Source organism: Streptomyces sp. NPDC055966 (assembly GCF_042269865.1).
Classification (GTDB): domain Bacteria; phylum Actinomycetota; class Actinomycetes; order Streptomycetales; family Streptomycetaceae; genus Streptomyces.
Window position 1 is genome coordinate 28,979 of record NZ_JBHJYK010000017.1, and the last position, 19,821, is coordinate 48,799.

A 19,821-nucleotide genomic window follows, 5' to 3' on the forward strand; every position below is an offset into this window, starting at 1 on the left:
CCATGAAAAGGCCTCCGCGTGAACCCGCCGCGTCCCGTACGGGCGCGTCCGTCCCATGGAGGCTGAGCGAGGCGGTGACGGGTCTCCTCGTCCGCACCGTGGTGCTGGCGTACGAGGCATGGCTGCATGTCCTCTCCCGCGACAAGACCGGACGCCGCACCGCGAGGCGCCCGCGGACATGAACGTCCGGGTCGTGGCGTGTCGGGGGTCGGGCCCGTCGGTGTGCGTCGCCGGCGGCGGATCTCCATCGACAAGCAGAGCCTCACGCCGTACCACGCGCTGGTGGAGACCGCCGAGGCGGTACGGTGACACGCCGGAGCGCCTCGCTGGTCACGCCGCCTCGCTGTAGTGGCTTGTGGGGCGCAGGAACGTCGACCAGCCGCCCGCGGGCCTCTCGCCGACCTGGAGGCTGCGCAGTTTCGTGAGTGTCTCGGGCTCCTGGGCGTCGAGCCAGTCGACGAACTGCCGGAACGAGACCAGGCGGACGTCCTCGCGGCCGGCGATCTGCTTGAGCGCCTCCTCGGCCGCGTCCATGTAGATGCCGCCGTTCCACTGTTCGAAGTGGTTGCCGATGAACAGCGGCGCCCGGTTGGTCGCGTACGCGCGCTCGAACCCGGCCACGTACGCCTGTGTCGCCTGGGCGCGCCAGAAGGGGTAGTTGTACGACGGTGCCCGCGTCGTGTTCAGGGACTGGTTCGCCAGCATGTTGTAGTCCATGGAGAGCACCTCGAACCTGTGGCCCGGGAAGGGGATGCTCTGCAGCGGCAGGTCCCAGACGCCGCCGCGCCTCCTCGGCCAGCGCTGGAGCCCGCCGGGGGAGGAGGCGTCGTAGCGCCAGCCCAGCTCCTGGGCGACCGGCAGCAGGTTGGCCTGTCCGAGCAGGCACGGGGTGCGCCCGCCGATCAGTTCCTTGTCGTAGTCGAAGGGGAGCGGTGGTTCGCTGTCCCACCCGGTGTGTGTGCGCCAGGAGGTGACGAAGGCGCGGGCCTGGTCGATCTCGGAACGCCACTGCGCCGGGGTCCAGCCGGCCACCGAGCCGGGGCCGGCGCAGAAGTGGCCGTTGAAGTGCGTGCCGATCTCATGGCCGTCGAGCCAGGCCTGACGCACGTAGGTCAGGGTCTCCTTGAGGTGATGGTCGGTGAGGTAGCCGATGTCCGAGGCGCCGACGGGGTTGTTCGGCGGCCGGTACAGCCGCTTCTTGTCCTCCGGCAGCAGATAGAGGCCGGAGAGGAAGAAGGTCATGTGTGCGCCGTGGTCCTGGGCGAGCCGCAGGAAGCGCGGGAACAGGCCGGTGCCCAACTCGCCGGCGCCGTCCCAGGAGAACACCACGAACTGCGGCGGGGTCCGGCCGGGTTCGAGGGGAGTGGGCGGGGGCGGCTGGTGGGGCTGCGGTCCGGTGTACGACGTCGAGCCGTCCCCGAGCAGCCGTGGCGCCGCCTCCGGCCCCTCGTGGCCGTCGTTGCGGTCCTGACCTCCGCATCCGGTCATCGAGGCGGCGGCCACACCGACACCGGCACCGAGCCCGAGCCGTGCCAGGCCCCGGCGGCTGATTCCACTCATCGCCCATCCCAACCCGCGCCCTTCCGCGACGCGTTGTGCGCCCCCTCGGTCAAGAATCCGAACACCTCGCACCATAGAACTGATAAACCGACAAATAGTTCATTTGGGTCGGTGTGGCGCGCAAAAGGGAGGCCATCGCCTCGGTGTGCCGGTCCGTCAGCGGAACGCCGCCGCATTGCGTGCCGCCCAGGCCGCGAAGGGTGTCGCCGGGCGGCCGAGCAGGCGGGCCACGTCGCCGGTGGGTGTCCGCTCCTGCGGGGTGGGCGTGCCGAGGATGGCGAGTGTGCCGTCGGCCACCGCGGGCGGCATGAACGCGAGCATCTGCGTGCGGGCCTCCTCGGGGCTCTGTTCCGTGAAGGTCACCGGCTCTCCCAGTGCCTCGGCGAGGGCGGCCGCGCGCTGTCGCGGTGTGAGGGGTTCCGGGCCGGTCAGGGTGTAGGTCTCGCCGGTGTGTCCGTCCTCGCGCAACGCGACCGCCGCCACCGCCGCGACATCGGCCGGGTCGACGAACGGCAGCGCCACGTCGGCGAAGGGCGCGGCGGCCGTACGGTGGCGGCGGACCGGTTCCGCCCAGGCGAGCGCGTTGGAGGCGAGGCCGCCCGAGCGCAGGACGGTGAAGGGCAGTCCGGAGCCGGCGACCGCGGTCTCGAAGGCCGCCGCCTGCGGGTATGCCCCGGGCCGGGTGCCCACGCCCTGTGAGGACAGCAGTACCACCTTCGTCACCCCGGCTGTCGCGGCCGTGCGCAGGAGGCCTTCCGGGTTCTCGCCCGCCACCAGCAGGAACAGGGACTTCGCGCCGTCCAGGGCAGGCGCGAGACTCTCCGGCTTCCCGAGGTCGGCGGACACGGCCCGGACTCCCGGCGGGACGGCATCGCCACCGATGTGCCGTGCGGCGGCCGTCACCGTCTCCCCGGCCTCGGTCAGTTCGGCGACCAGTGCTCGGCCCACGTTCCCCGTGGCGCCCGTGACGACGATCATGGTCTGTTCCCCCTGAGTTAGTTAGTTGACTGACTAAGTCGAGACATTAGCCGGATCCCGGCTCGCTGTCTATCCTCAGTCAGGTGACTGACTCAGATTCCGCCAGGGAGAAGGCCGCGCGGCCGGACCGGGGCGGCAAGCGTGAGCGCCTGGTGCGGGCGGCCGTCCAGGTCTTCCACGAGCAGGGCGTGGAGAAGACCACGCTCGGCGACATCGCCCGCGTGGCCGAGGTGCCGCTCGGCAACGTCTACTACTACTTCAAGACCAAGGACCTGCTGGTCGAGGCCGCGGTGGACGCCCACTGCGCCCAACTCGACGCCCTGACAGGGCAGTTGGAGGCCCTCCCGGACCCGGCCGCCCGGCTGAAGGCGCTCGTCGCCGGCTGGGTCGACCAGCGCGAGACCGCCGCCCGCTTCGGCTGCCCCTTCGGCACCCTCGCCACCGAACTGGACAAGCGCGACGACGGACTGGACCTCACCGCCGCGAAGGTCATGCGCGCCCTGCTCGACTGGGTGGAGTCCCAGTTCGCCCAGCTCGGCCGCGCCGACGCCGCCGCGCTCGCCGTCGAACTCGTCGCGGCCTACCAGGGCATGTCCGTCCTCACCAACACCCTGCGCGATCCCGGCCTGATGGCGGCCCAGGGGGAGCGTCTGCAGTCCTGGATCGACGGGATCGCCGCGGGGCGGTAGCGGCCGAGCGCGATCAGCCCCGGGGAACCGGTGTCACGCCGCCGTCTGCCGTTGCTCCGCGGCCACCGGCACCGTGGTGATGTTCTGGACGGCACGGCTGAGGACCACCACGCCCGCGACGATCAGCAGGGCGCCGCAGGCTTCCGGCACGAGCCACCAGCCCAGGCGGATCCGCTCGTCGAACAGGGTCATGCCGAGCGTCAGGCTCACCATCGCGTCACCGATGGTGAGCGCCGGCTGCGCGGCGACCAGGGGGCCGGCCTGGAGCGCGTTCTCCAGCAGGATCACGGAGGCGACCCCGGCGAGCGCGAAGCCGTACGTCTGCCAGGCGCGCAGGAAGGCCGCGAAGCCGTGGTCGGCGAAGGTGCCGCTGGCCGACTTCAGCAGCGCGGCGGTCAGGGCGTTGCCGGTCGCGGAGGCGGCCGCGAACAGCGCGGCGCGCCGGGCCGGCGCGTGGCCCCGGCCGGCCAGCAGCACGGCCGCAGCCATTCCGCCGACGCACACGGACAGGGCCGGGATCCAGCGGGTGAGCGGCGCGTGGTCCGTGGCCCCGTGCGGGGCGGCCGCGATCAGCAGGACCGCGAGGCCCGCCACACAGCCGCCCACGCCCCACCAGCCCGAGCGCGGCATCCGCTTGTGCATCAGCGGGGCGGCGACCAGCAGCGCGAACGGCAGCTCCAGGATGAACAGCGGCTGGACCAGTGCGAGCGGGCCGTTGACCAGGGCGAGGCTCTGGAACAGCGCGGCGCAGACCACACCGGCCATGCCGATCACCCAGAAGGGCTGCCGCGCCAGCTCCGCGAGCAGACGGATCCCGCTCCTGCGGGACGTGGACGCCGCCTTGCGCTGGAAGGCGGTGCCCACGGCATTGCTCGCCGCTCCCGCGACGGCGAACGCCGCGGCCAGTACGATCACGACCGTCTCCTGCCTGCCGGCACCTCCCGGTCCCGGAGGAGCCTCGGACCTCTTCAGCCTACGGAAGGCACGGCCCGTGTGCCGGGTCGGCCGTGGGACAGGATCACCGACCGGCCGCCGCCGACCACGTGGCAGCTGCCGTGGACGAAGGAGGCGCGGTCGGGGGCCGACGGCGTTGACGCGGCCCCGCCCGGTGAGTGCCCGGCGGGGCCGCGTGGAGGGGCGCGGTGGATCAGGCGACGCTCAGGTCGTCGGCGTACACCGCGCCCTGGCCGTACCAGCCGTGCACGTACACCGTGACCGTGCCCGAGGAGCCGGTGGTGAACGGGACGGTCAGTTTCGACCACGACGAGGGCGAGGCCCAGGTGCTGGCCGTGGCGCCTCCGCTGACGCCGAGGTAGGCGTACGGGCCCTGGACCCAGCCGCTCAGCGTGTAGGAGGTGTCGGGCTTCAGGGTGAGGGTCTGCGCGCACTGGCCGGTCTGCGAGGCCGAGGGTGCGGTCTTCAGGGCGTGGGAGCCGCCGTGCACGGGCGAGGCGACCACGGTCGCGCCGCTGTCACAGGTCCAGGGGGCGAGCGAGCCGGTCTCGAAGTCGGCGTTGGCGAGCGCGGTCGTGCCGCCGCCGGAGCCGTTCACGGTCAGGGTGAGGGAGGAGCTGTGCGAGACCGAGCCGGCCGTGCCGGTGACCGTCAGGGTGTAGGTGCCCGGTGCCGTCGAGGAGCTGGTCCGCACACTGAGGGTGGAGGTGCCGCCCGCGGTGACGGAGGCCGGGCTGAGGGAGGCGGTCACTCCGCTCGGCGCGCCGCTCACGGCCAGGTTCACGCTCTGGGCGCTGCCCGAGGTCACCGACGTCTTCACGGTCGCCGTCGTCGAGCCGCCGGGGTCGACCGACGCGGTGGTGGGGGAGAGGGAGACGTTGAAGTCGTTGGCCGGCGGGGTCGTCGTACCGCCGGTGAAGGGCGCGAAGGTGTGGCTGAAGTACCAGGTGTCCTGGGCGATGCCGGAGCAGCTGTCGGAGCCTCCGGTGCCGGGGCAGCCGCCGTTGTCGCGCTGGAGGGCCCAGAAGGAGAGGGTGTTGATGCCCTTGGCGACCGCCCAGTCGTAGACACTCGTCGCGTCGGCGGTGGTGAAGGTCTCGGCCGCGCCGTAGTCGTCGATGCCCGGCATCTCGGTGACGCCGATCGAGTTCCACAGCTGACTGTCCGACATGTTCGGGTACAGCGCGGCGAGTTGGTCGTGTAGTCCGCTCGCCGCCGTCTGGGTGTCGGTCGCCATGTGGTGGGCGGCGCCGTCGTAGTAGTCGAACGTCATGATGTTGACGACGTCGATCCTGGCGCCCGCGTTCTTCGCGCTGCGCAGCACGGCGAGCCCGCTGTCGGCGAGTCCGCTCGTGGTGGTCGGCAGGGTGTACGAGAACTGCACCGAGCGCCCGTTGGCGGCGGCCCAGTCCTGGACCTTCTTGATGGCCTGGTTGCGGCGGTCGATGCCGGCGGTGTTCGTCAGCGAGTTGTCCTCGACGTCCATGTCGAGCCGGGACACGTCGTAGGTCGTGATGATCTTCTCGTAGGCCGCGGCGACGGAGTCCACGTTCGTACAGCTGTCGGCGATCTCGGTGCCGCCGTTGTCGGCCGCGTAGCCGCCGAGCGAGGGGATCACGTCGCCGCCGCGCGAGCGGATGGTGGCGAAGTCGGAGCCGAAGACGGAGGCGTCGACCGGGGTGCCGGTGGCGCCGTTCCAGTACGGCGTGCAGGAGCCCTTTGTGTCGGCTTGGAGGAACGCCATGGTCAGGTACTTGGCGCCGGATGCCTGCGCGAGCGCGGCGGGGCTGTCGCCGTTGTAGGCCTCGAAGTAGGGTGCGAAGACGTGGGTGGGCAGCGGGGTCGCCGCCTGGGCCGTGCCGGTGGCCCCCAGGGCCAGCCCCGCGGAGGCGGCCAGGGTGGCCACGCCGACGAGCAGGGCGCGTACGGATCTCGGACGTGTCATCGGGTACTCCCGGATAGCGAACGACAGTCGATCGAACGACGGGCGGTCGAACGGGTCGAGCAGCCCGGCCGGGCTATTGGTCTAGGCCATGATTGGTCTGGACCAAAACTTCGGTCAAGGGCTGGGGGTCGCCTTTTGCACGTTCATGAGGGAGTCAACCGTCCGGGCCGATATGGATATTGACGGCACGTCACGCGAGATCCCGTCGGGTCGGCGCTCAGCTGGCCCGGGTGCCGCCGCCGCGCCGGATGCGGCCCAGCAGATCCCGGTGATAGGCGGCGAGCTGCCCGGCGGGCACCGGAGCCGGACTGCCGCTCAGGGTGTACCAGTTGTCGCTGTCGAAGGGCTGGACGGCGACGCGCGCGCTGTGGCCGTCGGGCCGCAGGATGGTCGCGACGGTCAGTTCGCCGGTGAGGACACCGGCCTCGTCGGTCAGCGCGCCACCGGGGCCTGCGGTGACGCGGTCGACGTAACTGTTGATGCTGGGCGGCTGGTTCATGACCCGCACGCTTTCATCAACCCGGCCTGTGTGTCTGCTCTCTGACGGTGTGTCGGCAGTGGGTTCCGCAGGTCTCAGCCGAACAGCGGGAACCGGTCCGCCGCCGGGCCCAGGGCGGCGTGCTCCGCCGCGGTGAGCGGAGCCCGGCCGGTGCCCACACGCGCGTAGTGTCCGTCGCTCCACTGCGGGAGCGCGGGCCGGCCCAGCAGACCGTCCAGGGTGGCGCGCACCGCTGCCAGCCCCTCGGGCGCCGGGCCCGGGGCGTGCGGGAGGCCGACGGTCAGGTCCAGGTGGTGGACGGTCGCCTCCACCGCGAGGGTGGTCAGCAGGTCCCCGGCGGTCAGCACATGTCCCTGGGTCGCCACACGCCGGTCGGGATCGGCCGCGTCCCCGGCGTGCACGGCCGCCGCCAGTGTCTCCAGGTACACGCCCCGCAGCTGTCCCCAGTCCAGGAACATGCTCGCACTCACCCGTGCCCAGCGGCGGCCGTTCGCCGCCCCGACGGGGTTCGGCCGCCAGTCCCGCCAGTACGTCACCGCGTCCCGGTCCGCCGGGCGCGGCGACGGTGTGTGCAGGGCCACCAGCCCGCGCTGGGCGTCACCGAGGCAGTGGAAGACCAGATCGCGGACCGCCCAGCCGGTACACCCGCTCGGCCGCCACGACTCCTCGTCACCCAGGTCCCTGATGACGTCCGCGGCGGCTTCGTACGCCGCGCGCAGCACCCGTGCTCCGGTGTCCATCACGCCCCCTGTCCTTCTGCCCGCCGGCCGCCCAGGGTGTCACACCCTGCTCGACGTCGCCGTGTCCCCGGACAGGCGCTGGGCGACGTAGATCGGGAGCGCGGACAGCAGGACGAGGACGGCCGCCACCACGTTGACCACCGGTGCCTGCTGCGGCCGGGTCATGTTGTCGAAGATCCAGATGGGCAGCGTCTCGATCCCCGGGCCCGCCGTGAACGTGGTGACCACGATCTCGTCGAAGGACAGCGCGAACGCGAGCAGCCCGCCCGCCAGCAGCGCGGAGCGGACCAGCGGGAAGGTGACGTCGGCGAAGGCGCGGAAGCTGGTCGCGCCGAGGTCCATGGCCGCCTCCTCGTACGAGGCCGCCGTACGGCGCAGCCGGGCCGCCACGTTGTTGAAGACGACCACGATGCAGAAGGTGGCGTGGCCGACGATCACCGTGAACAGCCCGAGGCCCACGCCGAGCGGCTGCAGGACCGTGCCGAAGGCCGAGTTGAGGGCGATGCCGGTGACGATGCCGGGCAGCGCGATCGGCAGGACCACGACGAACGAGACCGTGTCCCGGCCGAAGAAGCGGTGCCGGGTCACGGCGAACGCGATGAGCGTGCCGAGCACGAGCGCGATCGCGGTGGCCCCGAGGCCCGCCTTCACCGAGACCCACAGGGCCTGCCGCGCACCGGAGTTGTGCACGGCCACCGACCACCAGTGCCCGGTCAGCCCGGGCGGCGGCCAGCTCGCGCTGCGGTCGGGGCTGAAGGAGTTGACGAGGACGAGCAGCAGCGGCACGTAGATCACCGCGAAACCGAGCGCGGCGCCGGCGCGCAGGGCGATGCGCGCGGTGCGGCCGAGATGCATGGCACTCTTCCTTCCGGCAGGGGGTTCAGAGGCTGTTGAGGGCACCGGTGCGGCGGATCGCCAGCAGGTACAGGACGATCACGACGACGGGGACGGTGCCGAGCGCGGCGGCCATCGGCAGGTTGAGCTCGATGTTGGAGTACACGAGATTGCCGATCAGCTGCGTCTTGCCGCCGACGATCTGCACGGTGATGTAGTCGCCGAGGCTCAGCGAGAAGGTGAACACCGAGCCCGCCGCGACCGACGGCAGCACCATCGGCAGCACCACCGAGCGGAAGGTCCGCCCGGCCCGCGCCCCGAGGTCGGCCGACGCGTCGAGCAGGCTCGCCGGGAGCTGGGCGAGGGCCGTGTGGACCGGCAGGATCATGTACGGCAGCCACAGGTACGTCAGGGTCAGGACCGTGGCCGGCAGGCCGAAGCCGGGCCCGCTCAGTCCGAAAGGCGCCAGCAGCCAGTCGGCGAGGCCGCCCTGGGAGAGGATCAGCCGCCAGGCGTACACCTTCACCAGGTAACTCGCCCACAGCGGGGTGAGGATGGCCACCACGAGCAGTGGCCGCCACCGGGGCCTCGCCACGCGCGCCGTGTAGTAGGCGACCGGGAAGGCGAGCACCACGCACAGGGCGGTCACCGCGAGCGCCACGCCGACGCTGCGCCAGACGACCTCGCGGAAGACGGGCGTGGTGAACAGCTCGTGGAAGTTGTCCGTCGTCCAGACCCGCACCACCTGCGAGGTGAAGGAGTTCGTCGTCCAGAACGCGGAGGCGAACAGCACCGCCAGCGAGCCGAGGTAGAGGACGGCCAGCCACAGCAGCGGGGCGCAGAGCAGCAGGGCGAGACGCAGCCGGGGTCTGCGGTGCAGGCTTCCGGCGAGCCGCCGGAGGGTGCCCCGGCCGGCGGCGGTGCCCGCGTCGGTCGCCACGGCTCAGCCCTTGATCTCGGTCCAGGCCTGCACCCACCGGTCGTACGGCACGCAACTCACGTCCTTGCGGCCGTCGAGGCACTGCGCGATGGGTGTGTTCCAGAAGGCGATCTTCTTCCAGTAGCCCTCGTCGGCGGCGTGGTAGACCGTGCAGAAGTTCTTGTCGCTGGTCTCGGCGCAGGACCTGGAGTTCGCCGGGGCCTCCCCGAAGTACTCGGCGACCTGGGCGTTGACCTTCGGCGAGACGATCCAGTTCAGCCATTTGTAGGCGCAGTTGGGGTGCTTGGCCTTGCTGGAGACCATCCAGGTGTCGGACCAGCCGGTCGACCCCTCCTTCGGCACGAATGCCTTCACCTTCGCGCCCTCGGAGGCGGCGAGGTTGGCGATCACCTGCCAGGTGGTGCCGACCACCGAGTCACCGCTCTTGAACGCGGAGACCTCCTTCAGATAGTCGCTCCAGTACTCGCCGACGCTTCTGTTCTGCTGCTTGAGCAGGGACACGGCCGCGTCGAACTGCTTCTGGTCGAGCGCGTAGGGGTCCTGGATCTTCAACTGTGGCTTGGTGGCCTTGAGATAGAGGGCCGCGTCGGCGATGTAGATCGGGGAGTCGTAGGCGGTGACATGGCCCTTGTGGCGTGCCGCGTCCTCGAAGACCGCCGACCAGGAGGTGGGCGCGGGCCTGACCTTCTCGGTGTTGTACATCAGCAGGTTGGCGCCCCGGCCGTGCGGGATGCCGTACATCTGGCCCCTCACCGAGTTCCAGGCGCCGTTCTTCAACCCGGCGAAGACGTCCTTGTAGTTGGGGACGAGCGCGGTGTTGACGGGGGCTGCGTCGCCGGAGGCGATCAGGCGCAGGGAGGCGTCGCCGGAGGCGGAGACGGCGTCGTACTCGCCGGTCTTCATCAGCTTGACCATCTCGTCCGAGCTGGCGGCGACCTTGGAGTGCACCTGGCAGCCGGTCTGCTTCTCGAAGGCGTGGACCCAGTCGGCCTTGGGGTCGTTGGAGCCGTCCTCGACGTACCCGGCCCAGGCGATCAGATTCACCTGGCCCTCCGTCGCGCCGAGCTTCGCCGGGGCCTTGAGGTGAGGCGGGTTGAGTCCCGTGGCGGACGAGCCGCCCGAGCCGGAGGAGCCGCACGCGGCGGCGAGCAGCAGCGTGGCGGCCACCGCGGCGGCCCGGGGGATGCGGTTGAGACGCACGACGATCTCCAGGAAGGCGTAGGGACGGGAGCGGTCAGGAGGGCAGCCGTACGGCGTGCCGGTGGTGCCACGCCAGGCGCACCCGGGTGCCGCGGTAGCCGGCGACGTCCTCGGCGGAGGTCTCCAGGTTCTGCTGGAGCGCGGTGAGCCGGCCGCCGCCGTCCAGGTCGACCAGGAAGCGGGTGGCGTCGCCGAGGTAGACGACGTCGGCCACGGTGCCGGTGGCCGTGGCCGAGTCCGGCTCGTCGGCCTCGGCGGACTCCTTCAGCACGCGGATCTTCTCCGGCCGGATGTTGTACGTGCCCGGTGCGCCGACGATCCGGTGGGCCGTCTCGCCGTCGAGCAGGTTCGAGGTGCCGACGAAGGAGGCGACGAAAGGGGTCGCGGGGCGTTCGTATATCTCCGCGGGCGTGCCGACCTGGGCGATGCGGCCCTGGTCGAACACGGCGATGCGGTCGCTCATCGTCAGCGCCTCCTCCTGGTCGTGGGTGACGAAGACGAACGTGATGCCCACCTCCCGCTGGAGCGCCTTGAGTTCCACCTGCATCTGCTCGCGCAGCTTCAGGTCGAGGGCGCCGAGAGGCTCGTCGAGCAGCAGCACCCGGGGCCGGCCGACCAGGGCGCGGGCGAGCGCGACGCGCTGGCGCTGGCCGCCGGAGAGCCGGTCCGGGCGCCGCTGGCCGTAGCCCTCCAGGCGGACCTCGGCAAGGGCCTTGCGGGCGCGGACGAGGCGTTCCGCCTTGGGCACCCTGCGGACCTTCAGGCCGTAGGCGACGTTCTGCTCGACCGTCATGTGCGGGAACAGGGCGTAGTCCTGGAACACGGTGTGCACGTCCCGCTCGAACGGAGCGAGCCCGGTGACCTCCTGCCCGGCGAGTTCGATCCGGCCCCGGTCCGGGGTCTCGAAGCCGGCGACGAGCCGGAGCACCGTCGTCTTGCCGGACCCGGACGGGCCGAGCATGGAGAAGAACTCCCCGTCCCGGATCTCCAGGTCGACCCCGGCCACGGCGGTCGTCCCGCCGAACGACTTGTGCAGGTCGTGCAGCCGGATCGCCATTCCCTCCATACGGGAACCTTTCTGGCTCGCTCAACGTTGGCGTAAACATATGAAGTCATAGTTCATAGCTCAAGAGCCCCTTAGGGTAAAGCTTGAGTCAGTGCACGAGGTGGTGGCCGTGAAGCAGGACGCAAGAGAGGGCGCCGCCCGCAAGGCCGTCTTCAGCCCGGTGGACAACCGGGCTCGCGTGGAGGCGGTGGTGCGCCGCATCGGCGACGCCATAGAGCTGGGCCTGATCGCCGACGGCGAGCAACTGCCCGGCGAGAGCGAACTGGCCGGACAGCTCGGCGTCTCCACGGTCACCCTGCGTGAGGCTCTCATGGCGCTGCGCCAGCAGGGCCTGGTCACCACCCGCCGGGGCCGCGGCGGCGGAAGCTTCGTCTCCGTGCCCGAAGTCCCCGCCGACGACCGCCTCAAGGCCCGGCTGCGCGGTTGGAGCACCGAGGAACTGCGCGACCTCGGTGACCACTGGGCCGCTCTGTCCGGCGCCGCCGCCCGCCTCGCGGCCCAGCGCACCGAACCCGACGACCTGCGCCAACTGCGCCGTACCGCCGATGAGTTGGCGCGCAGCGGGGACGCGGCGGCCCGCGGCAGGCTGTACGGCCGCTTCCACGTCGAACTCGCGGCCGCCGCCCAGTCCGCCCGGCTCACCCGCGAACAGGTCGCCCTCCAGAGCGAGATCGGCGCCCTGCTCTGCCTCGTCCTCGCCGACGACGCGTTTCGTGAAGAAGTTGCGGACCGCCACCGCGCCGTGATCTCCGCCGTGCAGGATGGGACCCACGAAAAGGCCGGCACGCTGGCCGAGCGGTGCGTCAGGGAGCCGGTGGCGCGGCTCGTCGCCGTCCGCCTCGGGCTCTGACCGCGCCGCGTCCGGTTCCCGTCCGCTGGAGGACACCATGGGCTGGAGCCCCCCGCTCGCCACCCTGGACACGGACCCGGAGACGTGGGTGGCCGCGCAGGTGGGCGGCGCGCTGGAGGCCGTCTTCGACACGGTCGCCGCGATCCGCGCCGAGACCGAGGACCTGCTGCGCCGGGCGACCGCCGAGGAACGGCGGCCCGCCAGCGCCGACCTCGCCGCCCTGCGCCCCGGACTGCACCGGCAGCTGACCCACGAGGACCTGGTCTCCGGCGCCGGCTTCGTCGCGGCGCCCGGCCTGCTCGGCGACGTACCCGCCTGGCTGGAGTGGTGGCAGTCGGGCGCCGACGGCGCGGTGCGCCCGCTCCACCTCGACCTCGACTCCGGGCAGTCGGCGTACACCGACTACACCCACTGGGACTGGTTCGCGCTGCCCCGGGACACCGGGCGCCGGGCCGTCGCCGGACCCTACGTCGACTACCTCTGCTCCGACGAGTACAGCCTCACGCTGTCCGAACCGGTCCTCGTCCAGGGCCGGTTCGCCGGAGTGGCCGCCGCCGACGTGTATCTGCGGCACTTCGAGGCGGCCGTCCTGCCGCTGCTGCGGAGCCTGCCCCGGCCCGCGCATCTGGTGAACGCGCGGGGCCGGGTGGCCGCCTCCGCCGACCCGGCCCGTCTGGCCGGCTCCCTCACCCGGGGCCCGCGCTTCGGGGACCTGCTCGGCACGGCACGCCCCGGCACGCACGACGGCCTCGGCCTCGTGCCGTGCGCGGGCGTGCCCCTGGTGCTGGTGCTGGCCTGAGGCGGACGGTCAGGCACGCCCCCGGTACGGCACGCGGGCCAGTTCGTGGACCTCGCCGACGGTGGCCCACTCGTTCCCGCCCAGGCGGGCGAGGGGACGCAGACGGCCGATGTCCGGCCGGCCGTCCACCAGCACGTCCTCGCGGACGGCGGCGTGCACGACCCGGCCGAACACCACCGTCGAGTTCCCGAGGCGCAGCGTCGAGTGCAGCGTGCACTCCAGGGCGACCGGGGACGCGGCGACCCGCGGCGGCCGCACCCGCAGCGAGGGCTCCCGCTCGATGCCCACGGCCTCGAACTCGCCCTGGTCCCGGGGGAATTCGGTCGCGGTGGCGTTGATCTCGGCGAGGAGCGGTTCGGGGGCGAGGTTGACGACGAACTCCCCGGTGTCCTCGACGTTGCGCAGCGAGTCCTTGCGGCCGACCGCGGTGAACTGGACGACGGGCGGATCGGTGCAGGCGACGGTGAAGAACGAGTGCGGAGCCAGGTTCGCCGTCTCGCCGTCCGGCGCGAGGGTCGAGACCCAGGCGATCGGCCGGGGCACGACGACGGACGTGAGCAGACGGTAGAACGCCCCGGCCCCCAGGGACTCGGGCGAGTAGTCGACGCGCATGACAGCACCGTATGTCATCCGATCAGGGCCTCGGGGGCCGCCCGCGCGGTGGAGGGTCACGCGCCAGGCAGCGGGCGCACGGTGAGGGTCTGCTGGGCCTGGCCGACCGGGCCCGTCAGGTCGTGCAGGACGGAGCTGGTCAGGCCCTGGCCGGTCGGGCCGAAGACGACCGTGGTGTCCAACCCGACCCAGCGGCCCTCCGGTCGGCGGTGGAGGTGGATCGTCAGGTCGACGTTGGGGAACATCCACTCGGTCGGCGAGCGTCGTACGGCGATGCCGTTGGCGGTGTCGATCAGGGCGACGTAGGACGCGAGCGGGCTGCTCGGTTCGTCGGCGACGAGGTCGAGGTGTGTGGAGATCCAGGCCGTGGCGCGGCCCGGCTCCGCGGGAGCGAGCGGCCGGAAGTCGACGGACGCGCAGTGTCCGCCGGGCCAGACGGAGCCCAGCGACCGCGCGGCGATCGCGTCCGGCGGCGGGGTGAGGCGGGCGTCACCGCCGCCGGCCACGGCACGGGTGTCCCCCTCGGCCAGCAGCCAGGCGCGGGCCCGTACGGCCGTCCGTCCCGCGATGTCCACGACCGCTTCGAGCAGTTCGATGGTGCGGCCGGGCCGGATCGACTCCACCCGGATCTCGCACTCGTCCAGCGCGAGCCGCCCCAGGATGTCGAAGCTGATCCGGGAGACCAGCAGCGAGCCCTGCCGCGGCCGCTCGGCGAGATACCCGTCGATCGCGTGGACGACGAGCCCGGCGAGCGGGCTGAAGTGCATCTCGTCGGTGTCCCACGCACCGCTCGCGTGTGCCGTGGGCTTGTAGTGCTGCGGGTCGATGCGTTCGAAGTAGCTCGCGGACAACGGGTGACTCTCCTCGGGTGTCCATGATCACGGGGCGTCGAGCAGGTACGTGCACGGTACATCCTGCGACGTCGTACGGTCGTTGGCATCGACTGGTCTCCTGCCGCCGGCCGTGACGCGTCCCCGTCCGCGGCGGACCTTCGAGGTCCTGCTCATGGCCTGGTCGCCGCCGCCGTACCGCCGGCCTCGGTCCCGTACCGTCCGTGACCGGCGGGGCGATCTGCGCGACCTGCCGGTCACCCGCACCGCCGTACCGGCCCCGCTCGCGGCGCTCACCGTCACCGTCGGCGTGCACCTGCGGCGCCGCGACGCGCGGCTGACCGTCCTGGCGGGCACCGCGGTCGACGTCGCTCCGTCCGGCACGGTCTTCGCGCACGCACACACGTCGACCCGGGCCCGCCCTCGTCGGCGGTACCCGGGTCGGAGGGGGCGGGCTCAGGCGGCCAGGCGCTCCACGAGCTGTCCGGCCTTCGCGGCGGCCTGCTCCAGGGCGCGGTCGCGGGAGGCCTCGTACAGCGGGACCAGCTCGGCCATCGCCGGGTTCTGCGGGGCCATCGTCAGCTCCGGGACGATGAAGTCGACGTCCAGACCGAGGCCCGCGCCGAGGGCGGCACCGAGGTAGTTGCGCACGTACTCGAAGTCCTCGCGCGGGGTGCCCGGCTCGTACGAGCCGCCGCGGCTCGCGACGACGGTCACCGGGGTGCCCTTGGCGGACTGGGTCTCGCCCGCCGTGCGGCCCATCAGGATCACGTTGTCCAGCCAGGCCTTCAGGGTCGAGGGGACCGTGAAGTTGTACATCGGCGCGCCGATCAGCACCGCGTCCGCCTGCTCCAGCTCCTCGATCAGCCGGACGCGCTCGGCGAAGGCGGCGGCCTGCTCGGGCGTGTGGGCGGCGGGGTCCACGAAGCCGGCGGTGTGCGAGGCGGCGGTGATGTGCGGGACGGGCTGCGCGTTCAGGTCGCGGTAGACGACCGTGCCCTCGGGGTGCTGCTCCTCCCAGTGCTTGCGGAAGGCCGCGGTCACGGCGCGGGAGGACGAGATCTCGGCCGGGAACAGGGACGAGTCGATGTGCAGCAGAGTGGCCATGGGGAACTCCAGGAAACTGATCAAGGCAGCCCGGCACGGACGTCCCGGGCTGAAGTTTCGTACCTAACTATGAATAGCACAGGGGCTTACTTTTTTTCACCTCCCTACGGTGGAGTAGTACCCTGATCACATGGCGGCGGAGCAGAACCACGGCAGTGAGATGTGCAAGCGGGTGGACGACAGCATCACCCGTGTCTTCCAGCTGCTGGGAAAGCGCTGGAGCGGTCCCATCGTCTCCGTCCTGGTGGAGCAGCCCGCACACTTCGCGGACCTGCGCCGGGCCGTCCCCGGCATCAGCGAACGCATGCTGTCCGACCGGCTCGCCGAACTCGGCGCCGCCGGTCTCGTCGTGCGTGAGGTCGACGAGGGCCCGCCGCTGCGGGTCTCCTACCGCCTGACCGAGGCGGGTGCCGCCCTGGAGCCCGCGCTGCGGCAACTGGGAGACTGGGCCAAGACCCATCTGCCGGACGCGCCGCCGTGTCCGGGCGCGGCGTAGCGGGAGCACCCGACCAGGGCATCCGCGCAGGAGTCGGCCGAGGGGGAAGCACATGACGCTGGAGCTCGAAGACCGGGTCGCCATCGGGGAGTTGATCGCGCTGCACGGTCACCTCGTGGACGACGGACAGCTCGACCGCCTGGGCGAGCTGTTCACCCCGGACGTCGTCTACGACATGTCCGACTTCGGCCAGGACCCGCTGGTGGGCCTGGCCGCTCTCCGACAGGCGGCGCTGGCGCTCGGGGACGGCAACCCCGTCGCCCATCACGTCACCAACATCGTCGTGCGGGAGGAGCCGGACGGCCGGGTCCGCGCCCGCTCCAAGGGGCTCGGCGTCCGGGCGGACGGCACCTGCGGTTCCCTCACCTACGACGACTTCCTCGTCCGCACCCCCGACGGCTGGCGGATCAGCCACCGCACACTGACCGCGCGGCGCGTCCCCCTGAACGGCGTGCACCGGTCCGGGTGAGGCGCGTACGGGGGCTGTCCCCCGTGCCGGTGCACCGGGACACCGGATGGTGCGGCAAGGGGCGGTGCGGCGACGGTGGAGGCCGGCGTGCACCGAACCGGAAGGAACCCATCGTGCGTACCCTCACGGCCACCGTCGCCGTCCTGGCCCTCGCCGCCACAGCCGTACCGGCCGCGGCCGCCGCCCAGGCCGGCCCGCCCGGCACCGACGGCGTGTGGCGTGTCGACGGCTACGGCACCGTCCTCGTCGCCGGCGGGGGAGTGCTCCAGGAGTATCAGACGACGTCCGTCAGCTGTCTCAAGGGCGACACCTCGCGGCGGACCGGACCGGGCACCTACCTCACGGCCGACGGCTCGGTGCTGACCGTACGGATCCAGCGCGACCGCAATCACGCGCTGTTCGCCGCCGACAGCTCGGTGGGACACCGGCAGCTGCGCCGCCTGCCCGCCCTGCCCGCCGACTGCGCACGCCCGGCGTCCCCCGACCCGCGCACCGCCTTCGACGTCTTCTGGCAGACCTTCGAGGAGAACTACCCGTTCTTCGCCGCCAAGGGCATCGACTGGCACGCCGTACGCGACCGCTACCGGCCGCTGGTCCACCGGGACACCACCAAGGACCAGCTCTTCACCATCCTCAGCCGGATGGTGCGCCCGCTGTACGACGCCCATGTCGGCGTCATCGACGGCCACCGTCGGTTCGCCGAGGTGCGCCCCGGCACCGACATTCCGAGCGAGGAACTCGACGCGAAGGTCAAGAATTTCATCGTCGCCCGCGATCTCAAGGACGCCGCCCACCGCCAGGACTTCGGCGCCGGCCGGATCACCTACGCCGACCTGCCGGGCGACCTCGGCTATCTGCGCATCTCCGGCTTCGGCGGATACGCCGGCGAGAACGCGCCGTACACCGCCGAACAGGCCGAACTGGACCGGGCGTTGAACACCGTGCTCGACGCCCGTCGGACGAAGCGGCTCAAGGGGCTCGTCATCGATCTGCGTGTCAACGGCGGCGGGGCCGACAGCCTCGGCATCCGGATCGCCCGGCGGCTGACGGACACGCCCTACACCGCGTACGCCAAGCGCGCCCGCAACGACCCGGCCGACCCCGACCGGCACACCCGGCCCGAACCCGTGTCCGTCGTCCCCGCCGACGCGCCCCGCTACACCGGCCCGGTCGCCCTCCTCACCGGCGGCTCCACGGTCAGCGCCGGAGAGACCTTCACCCAGGCGCTCATCGACCGGCCCGCACGGACCGTGCGCATCGGACAGCCCACCCAGGGCGTGTTCTCTGACGTCCTGATGCGCAACCTGCCCGACGGGCTCGTCTTCGGCCTGCCCGACGAGGAGTACCTGACCCGCACCGGGCGCACCTTCGACGGCACCGGCATTCCGCCGCAGCTGACCGAACCGGTCTTCACCAAGGAGGAGTTCGCCAAGAACCGGGACTCGGCCTTCGACCGGGCCGTCAATCTGCTGAGCGGCCGCGGCTGAGCCGGATCAGTCCACCGGCCAGGTGTGCACCGGAGCGTTGAGGTGCATGTAGTCGATGTAGAGCTGGGTCATCCGGCGCAGTGTCTCGTGGCGGCTGGTGTGCGTGGTGGCGTCGAGGTGGTGGACCGTCTCCTTCTGCCACACCGCGCCGTTGCGCGCGGTCACACAGCGCTGCTCGATGATGCCGAGCAGCGGCTCGCGCCACGCCTCGTCCATGCCGGAGAGCGCGAGCCCCCGGTGCGCCAGCGGCAGCAGCCGGCGCAACACCAGTTCCGGCACCGGGACTTCGCCCATCCCGGGCCAGTACAGCAGGGCCTCGATGCCGTGCCGGGCGGCGGTGTGCAGATTGTCCTCGGCCGCCGCGAACGACATCCGCGACCACACCGGCCGGTCCTCCTCGGTCAGGGCCCGGGTGAGACCGTAGTAGAAGGCGCCGTTGGCGAGTGTGTCGGCGACGGTCGGGCCGGCCGGCAGCACCCGGTTCTCCACCCGGATGTGCGGCACGTCGTGCGTGACGGCGTACACCGGGCGGTTCCAGCGGTAGATCGTGCCGTTGTGCAGGGTGAGTTCACCGAGCTCGGGGACGTCACCCCGGTCCAGGGTCTCGGCCGGATCCTGTTCGTCGCACAGCGGGAGGAGGGCCGGGAAGTAGCGCAGGTTCTCCTCGAACAGGTCGAAGACGCTGTTGATCCACCGCTCCCCGAACCACACCCGGGGCCGTACGCCCTGCACCTTGATCTCCTCCGGGCGGGTGTCCGTGGCCTGCTCGAACAGCGGGATACGGGTCTCGTGCCACAGCTCCTTGCCGAACAGGAAGGGGGAGTTGGCCGCGAGCGCCACCTGGACGCCGGCGATCGCCTGCGCGGCGTTCCAGTAGGCGGCGAACTCCTCCGGGGAGACCTGGAGATGGAACTGGGTGCTGGTGCAGGCCGCCTCCGGGGTGATCGTGTCCGCGTAGGTCCGCAGCCGGTCGGCGCCGTCCACCTCGATGCGCAGGTCCTCGCCCCGGGCCGCGAAGATCTGGTCGTTGAGCAGGCGGTAGCGGGGGTTCTCCGACAGGGCGCCCTCGCCGATGTCCTCCTGGCGCAGCGTGGGCAGGATCCCGATCATGATCAGCCGGGTGCCGACCGTGCGGGCCCGCTCGTCGGCGTGGTTCAGCGCGGCGCGGATCTCGGCCTCCCACGCGTCGGGGCCGCCCGCCGTCAGCCGCCGGGGCGGGACGTTGATCTCCAGGTTGAAGCGGCCCAGTTCGGTGGACCAGGCGGGGTCGGAGACGGCCTGGAGCACATCGCTGTTGCGCATCGCCGGCTCTGCGTCGTCGCCCACCAGGTTCAGCTCTATCTCCAGGCCCACCTGGGGCCGCTCGGACTCGAACCGCTGCTCGCGCAGCATCTGCGCCAGCGCGTCGAGGCACCCGTGCATCTTGATCCGGTACCGGCGGCGGTCCTCGCGGGTGAAGACGAGCGCCGGGACGTCACGTCCCATCGGCCCTCCAGGACTCCCCGGGGTCGGTCACCTCTCCACCCAGCGTCGCACCATCGGACGGCACCCACCAAGCGGGCGGACCCCCCTACGACGGGCGGTGCTCACATGTGGCCGAGGCCCGGCGCCAGGCGGGCGCCGCCCGTCCCCCGGGTGCGGCCGGCCCGAGGTACGTGCATCCCGGCGTGCACCGTGCGTGGTCGCGACGGGCACGTTCGGTGACCGGGGCGTTGCCGTTGCCGTGCGCCGCGATCCTCACCCCGGCGTCGGGGGCCGCCGGGACC

At 71.9% G+C, this 19,821-nt stretch carries 21 protein-coding genes; 7 read left to right on the forward strand and 14 right to left on the reverse strand.

The window, feature by feature from the left end; all coding sequences use genetic code 11:
• The first annotated feature begins 2 nt into the window (after positions 1 to 2).
• Complete coding sequence (locus tag ACFC8N_RS31355) at positions 3 to 182, forward strand: hypothetical protein (RefSeq protein WP_362822447.1); 180 nt, start codon at positions 3 to 5, stop codon at positions 180 to 182.
• A 148-nt stretch (positions 183 to 330) separates the two neighbouring features.
• Here ACFC8N_RS31355 and ACFC8N_RS31360 read toward each other — a convergent pair whose 3' ends face one another.
• Complete coding sequence (locus ACFC8N_RS31360; protein WP_376291665.1) at positions 331 to 1,560, reverse strand: hypothetical protein; 1,230 nt, start codon at positions 1,558 to 1,560, stop codon at positions 331 to 333.
• A gap of 156 nt (positions 1,561 to 1,716) precedes the next feature.
• Positions 1,717 to 2,538 (reverse strand): SDR family oxidoreductase, encoded by an 822-nt coding sequence (locus ACFC8N_RS31365; protein WP_376291666.1) that lies wholly within the window; start codon positions 2,536 to 2,538, stop codon positions 1,717 to 1,719.
• An 83-nt stretch (positions 2,539 to 2,621) separates the two neighbouring features.
• Here ACFC8N_RS31365 and ACFC8N_RS31370 point away from each other — a divergent pair, with 83 nt between their 5' ends.
• On the forward strand, positions 2,622 to 3,227 hold the full coding sequence (locus ACFC8N_RS31370) for a TetR/AcrR family transcriptional regulator (RefSeq protein WP_376291669.1): 606 nt from the start codon (positions 2,622 to 2,624) through the stop codon (positions 3,225 to 3,227).
• A 33-nt stretch (positions 3,228 to 3,260) separates the two neighbouring features.
• On the opposite strand, the gene ACFC8N_RS31375 is transcribed toward ACFC8N_RS31370, so the two are convergent.
• The 8 genes from ACFC8N_RS31375 to ACFC8N_RS31410 all read right to left on the reverse strand — a co-directional run bounded on the left by ACFC8N_RS31375 (position 3,261) and on the right by ACFC8N_RS31410 (position 11,405).
• Complete coding sequence (locus ACFC8N_RS31375) at positions 3,261 to 4,142, reverse strand: DMT family transporter (RefSeq protein WP_362822451.1); 882 nt, start codon at positions 4,140 to 4,142, stop codon at positions 3,261 to 3,263.
• Positions 4,143 to 4,374: 232 nt separating this feature from the next.
• Complete coding sequence (locus ACFC8N_RS31380; RefSeq protein WP_376291671.1) at positions 4,375 to 6,126, reverse strand: carbohydrate binding domain-containing protein; 1,752 nt, start codon at positions 6,124 to 6,126, stop codon at positions 4,375 to 4,377.
• A 217-nt stretch (positions 6,127 to 6,343) separates the two neighbouring features.
• Complete coding sequence (locus ACFC8N_RS31385) at positions 6,344 to 6,625, reverse strand: hypothetical protein (RefSeq protein ID WP_356033231.1); 282 nt, start codon at positions 6,623 to 6,625, stop codon at positions 6,344 to 6,346.
• Between the two features lie 74 nt (positions 6,626 to 6,699).
• Positions 6,700 to 7,365 carry a maleylpyruvate isomerase N-terminal domain-containing protein gene (locus tag ACFC8N_RS31390; RefSeq protein ID WP_376291673.1) on the reverse strand — a complete coding sequence of 222 codons (666 nt, stop codon included), beginning with the start codon at positions 7,363 to 7,365 and terminating at the stop codon, positions 6,700 to 6,702.
• A gap of 39 nt (positions 7,366 to 7,404) precedes the next feature.
• Positions 7,405 to 8,220, reverse strand: a complete 816-nt coding sequence (locus tag ACFC8N_RS31395) for an ABC transporter permease (protein WP_356033236.1) — start codon at positions 8,218 to 8,220, stop codon at positions 7,405 to 7,407.
• Positions 8,221 to 8,245: 25 nt separating this feature from the next.
• The gene (locus tag ACFC8N_RS31400) at positions 8,246 to 9,139 is read right to left on the reverse strand and encodes an ABC transporter permease (RefSeq protein ID WP_356033239.1); all 894 of its coding nucleotides are present in this window, start codon (positions 9,137 to 9,139) and stop codon (positions 8,246 to 8,248) included.
• A gap of 3 nt (positions 9,140 to 9,142) precedes the next feature.
• Positions 9,143 to 10,339, reverse strand: a complete 1,197-nt coding sequence (locus ACFC8N_RS31405; protein WP_376291675.1) for an ABC transporter substrate-binding protein — start codon at positions 10,337 to 10,339, stop codon at positions 9,143 to 9,145.
• A 34-nt stretch (positions 10,340 to 10,373) separates the two neighbouring features.
• On the reverse strand, positions 10,374 to 11,405 hold the full coding sequence (locus ACFC8N_RS31410; RefSeq protein ID WP_376291677.1) for an ABC transporter ATP-binding protein: 1,032 nt from the start codon (positions 11,403 to 11,405) through the stop codon (positions 10,374 to 10,376).
• A gap of 100 nt (positions 11,406 to 11,505) precedes the next feature.
• Between ACFC8N_RS31410 and ACFC8N_RS31415 the strand changes: the two genes are divergently transcribed.
• Together ACFC8N_RS31415 and ACFC8N_RS31420 are read left to right on the forward strand one after the other, a co-directional pair.
• The gene (locus ACFC8N_RS31415) at positions 11,506 to 12,255 is read left to right on the forward strand and encodes a FadR/GntR family transcriptional regulator (RefSeq protein ID WP_376292010.1); all 750 of its coding nucleotides are present in this window, start codon (positions 11,506 to 11,508) and stop codon (positions 12,253 to 12,255) included.
• Positions 12,256 to 12,292: 37 nt separating this feature from the next.
• Positions 12,293 to 13,054: a cache domain-containing protein gene (locus ACFC8N_RS31420; RefSeq protein WP_376291680.1), complete on the forward strand. Its 762-nt coding sequence runs from the start codon at positions 12,293 to 12,295 to the stop codon at positions 13,052 to 13,054.
• A 9-nt stretch (positions 13,055 to 13,063) separates the two neighbouring features.
• Here ACFC8N_RS31420 and ACFC8N_RS31425 read toward each other — a convergent pair whose 3' ends face one another.
• From ACFC8N_RS31425 to ACFC8N_RS31435, 3 genes are all read right to left on the reverse strand, one after another.
• Positions 13,064 to 13,666 (reverse strand): flavin reductase family protein, encoded by a 603-nt coding sequence (locus ACFC8N_RS31425; RefSeq protein WP_356033250.1) that lies wholly within the window; start codon positions 13,664 to 13,666, stop codon positions 13,064 to 13,066.
• Between the two features lie 56 nt (positions 13,667 to 13,722).
• Positions 13,723 to 14,517, reverse strand: a complete 795-nt coding sequence (locus ACFC8N_RS31430) for a thioesterase family protein (RefSeq protein WP_376291683.1) — start codon at positions 14,515 to 14,517, stop codon at positions 13,723 to 13,725.
• 435 nt (positions 14,518 to 14,952) lie between these two features.
• A complete protein-coding gene (locus ACFC8N_RS31435; protein ID WP_356033254.1) occupies positions 14,953 to 15,603 on the reverse strand; it encodes an NAD(P)H-dependent oxidoreductase in 651 nt (216 codons plus the stop codon).
• Between the two features lie 130 nt (positions 15,604 to 15,733).
• On the opposite strand from ACFC8N_RS31435, the gene ACFC8N_RS31440 reads away from it, so the two are divergent.
• The 3 genes from ACFC8N_RS31440 to ACFC8N_RS31450 all read left to right on the forward strand — a co-directional run bounded on the left by ACFC8N_RS31440 (position 15,734) and on the right by ACFC8N_RS31450 (position 18,055).
• Positions 15,734 to 16,099 carry a helix-turn-helix domain-containing protein gene (locus ACFC8N_RS31440; RefSeq protein WP_356033257.1) on the forward strand — a complete coding sequence of 122 codons (366 nt, stop codon included), beginning with the start codon at positions 15,734 to 15,736 and terminating at the stop codon, positions 16,097 to 16,099.
• A 52-nt stretch (positions 16,100 to 16,151) separates the two neighbouring features.
• Positions 16,152 to 16,568 carry a nuclear transport factor 2 family protein gene (locus tag ACFC8N_RS31445; RefSeq protein ID WP_376291686.1) on the forward strand — a complete coding sequence of 139 codons (417 nt, stop codon included), beginning with the start codon at positions 16,152 to 16,154 and terminating at the stop codon, positions 16,566 to 16,568.
• 113 nt (positions 16,569 to 16,681) lie between these two features.
• Entirely contained in the window at positions 16,682 to 18,055 is a 1,374-nt protein-coding gene (locus tag ACFC8N_RS31450) for a S41 family peptidase (protein ID WP_376291688.1), read from the forward strand.
• Positions 18,056 to 18,061: 6 nt separating this feature from the next.
• Here the strand turns inward: ACFC8N_RS31450 and ACFC8N_RS31455 are convergent, their stop codons facing one another.
• Entirely contained in the window at positions 18,062 to 19,540 is a 1,479-nt protein-coding gene (locus ACFC8N_RS31455) for a glutamate-cysteine ligase family protein (RefSeq protein ID WP_356033265.1), read from the reverse strand.
• Positions 19,541 to 19,821 lie beyond the last annotated feature (281 nt).

Coding starts and splice junctions, on each gene's coding strand:
- ACFC8N_RS31355 (WP_362822447.1), top strand. CDS start 3: ATGAAAAGGCCTCCGCGTGAACCCGCCGCGTCCCGTACGGGCGCGTCC.
- ACFC8N_RS31360 (WP_376291665.1), bottom strand. CDS start 1,560: ATGAGTGGAATCAGCCGCCGGGGCCTGGCACGGCTCGGGCTCGGTGCC.
- ACFC8N_RS31365 (WP_376291666.1), bottom strand. CDS start 2,538: ATGATCGTCGTCACGGGCGCCACGGGGAACGTGGGCCGAGCACTGGTC.
- ACFC8N_RS31380 (WP_376291671.1), bottom strand. CDS start 6,126: ATGACACGTCCGAGATCCGTACGCGCCCTGCTCGTCGGCGTGGCCACC.
- ACFC8N_RS31385 (WP_356033231.1), bottom strand. CDS start 6,625: ATGAACCAGCCGCCCAGCATCAACAGTTACGTCGACCGCGTCACCGCA.
- ACFC8N_RS31390 (WP_376291673.1), bottom strand. CDS start 7,365: ATGGACACCGGAGCACGGGTGCTGCGCGCGGCGTACGAAGCCGCCGCG.
- ACFC8N_RS31395 (WP_356033236.1), bottom strand. CDS start 8,220: ATGCATCTCGGCCGCACCGCGCGCATCGCCCTGCGCGCCGGCGCCGCG.
- ACFC8N_RS31410 (WP_376291677.1), bottom strand. CDS start 11,405: ATGGAGGGAATGGCGATCCGGCTGCACGACCTGCACAAGTCGTTCGGC.
- ACFC8N_RS31420 (WP_376291680.1), top strand. CDS start 12,293: ATGGGCTGGAGCCCCCCGCTCGCCACCCTGGACACGGACCCGGAGACG.
- ACFC8N_RS31425 (WP_356033250.1), bottom strand. CDS start 13,666: ATGCGCGTCGACTACTCGCCCGAGTCCCTGGGGGCCGGGGCGTTCTAC.
- ACFC8N_RS31435 (WP_356033254.1), bottom strand. CDS start 15,603: ATGGCCACTCTGCTGCACATCGACTCGTCCCTGTTCCCGGCCGAGATC.
- ACFC8N_RS31440 (WP_356033257.1), top strand. CDS start 15,734: ATGGCGGCGGAGCAGAACCACGGCAGTGAGATGTGCAAGCGGGTGGAC.
- ACFC8N_RS31445 (WP_376291686.1), top strand. CDS start 16,152: ATGACGCTGGAGCTCGAAGACCGGGTCGCCATCGGGGAGTTGATCGCG.
- ACFC8N_RS31455 (WP_356033265.1), bottom strand. CDS start 19,540: ATGGGACGTGACGTCCCGGCGCTCGTCTTCACCCGCGAGGACCGCCGC.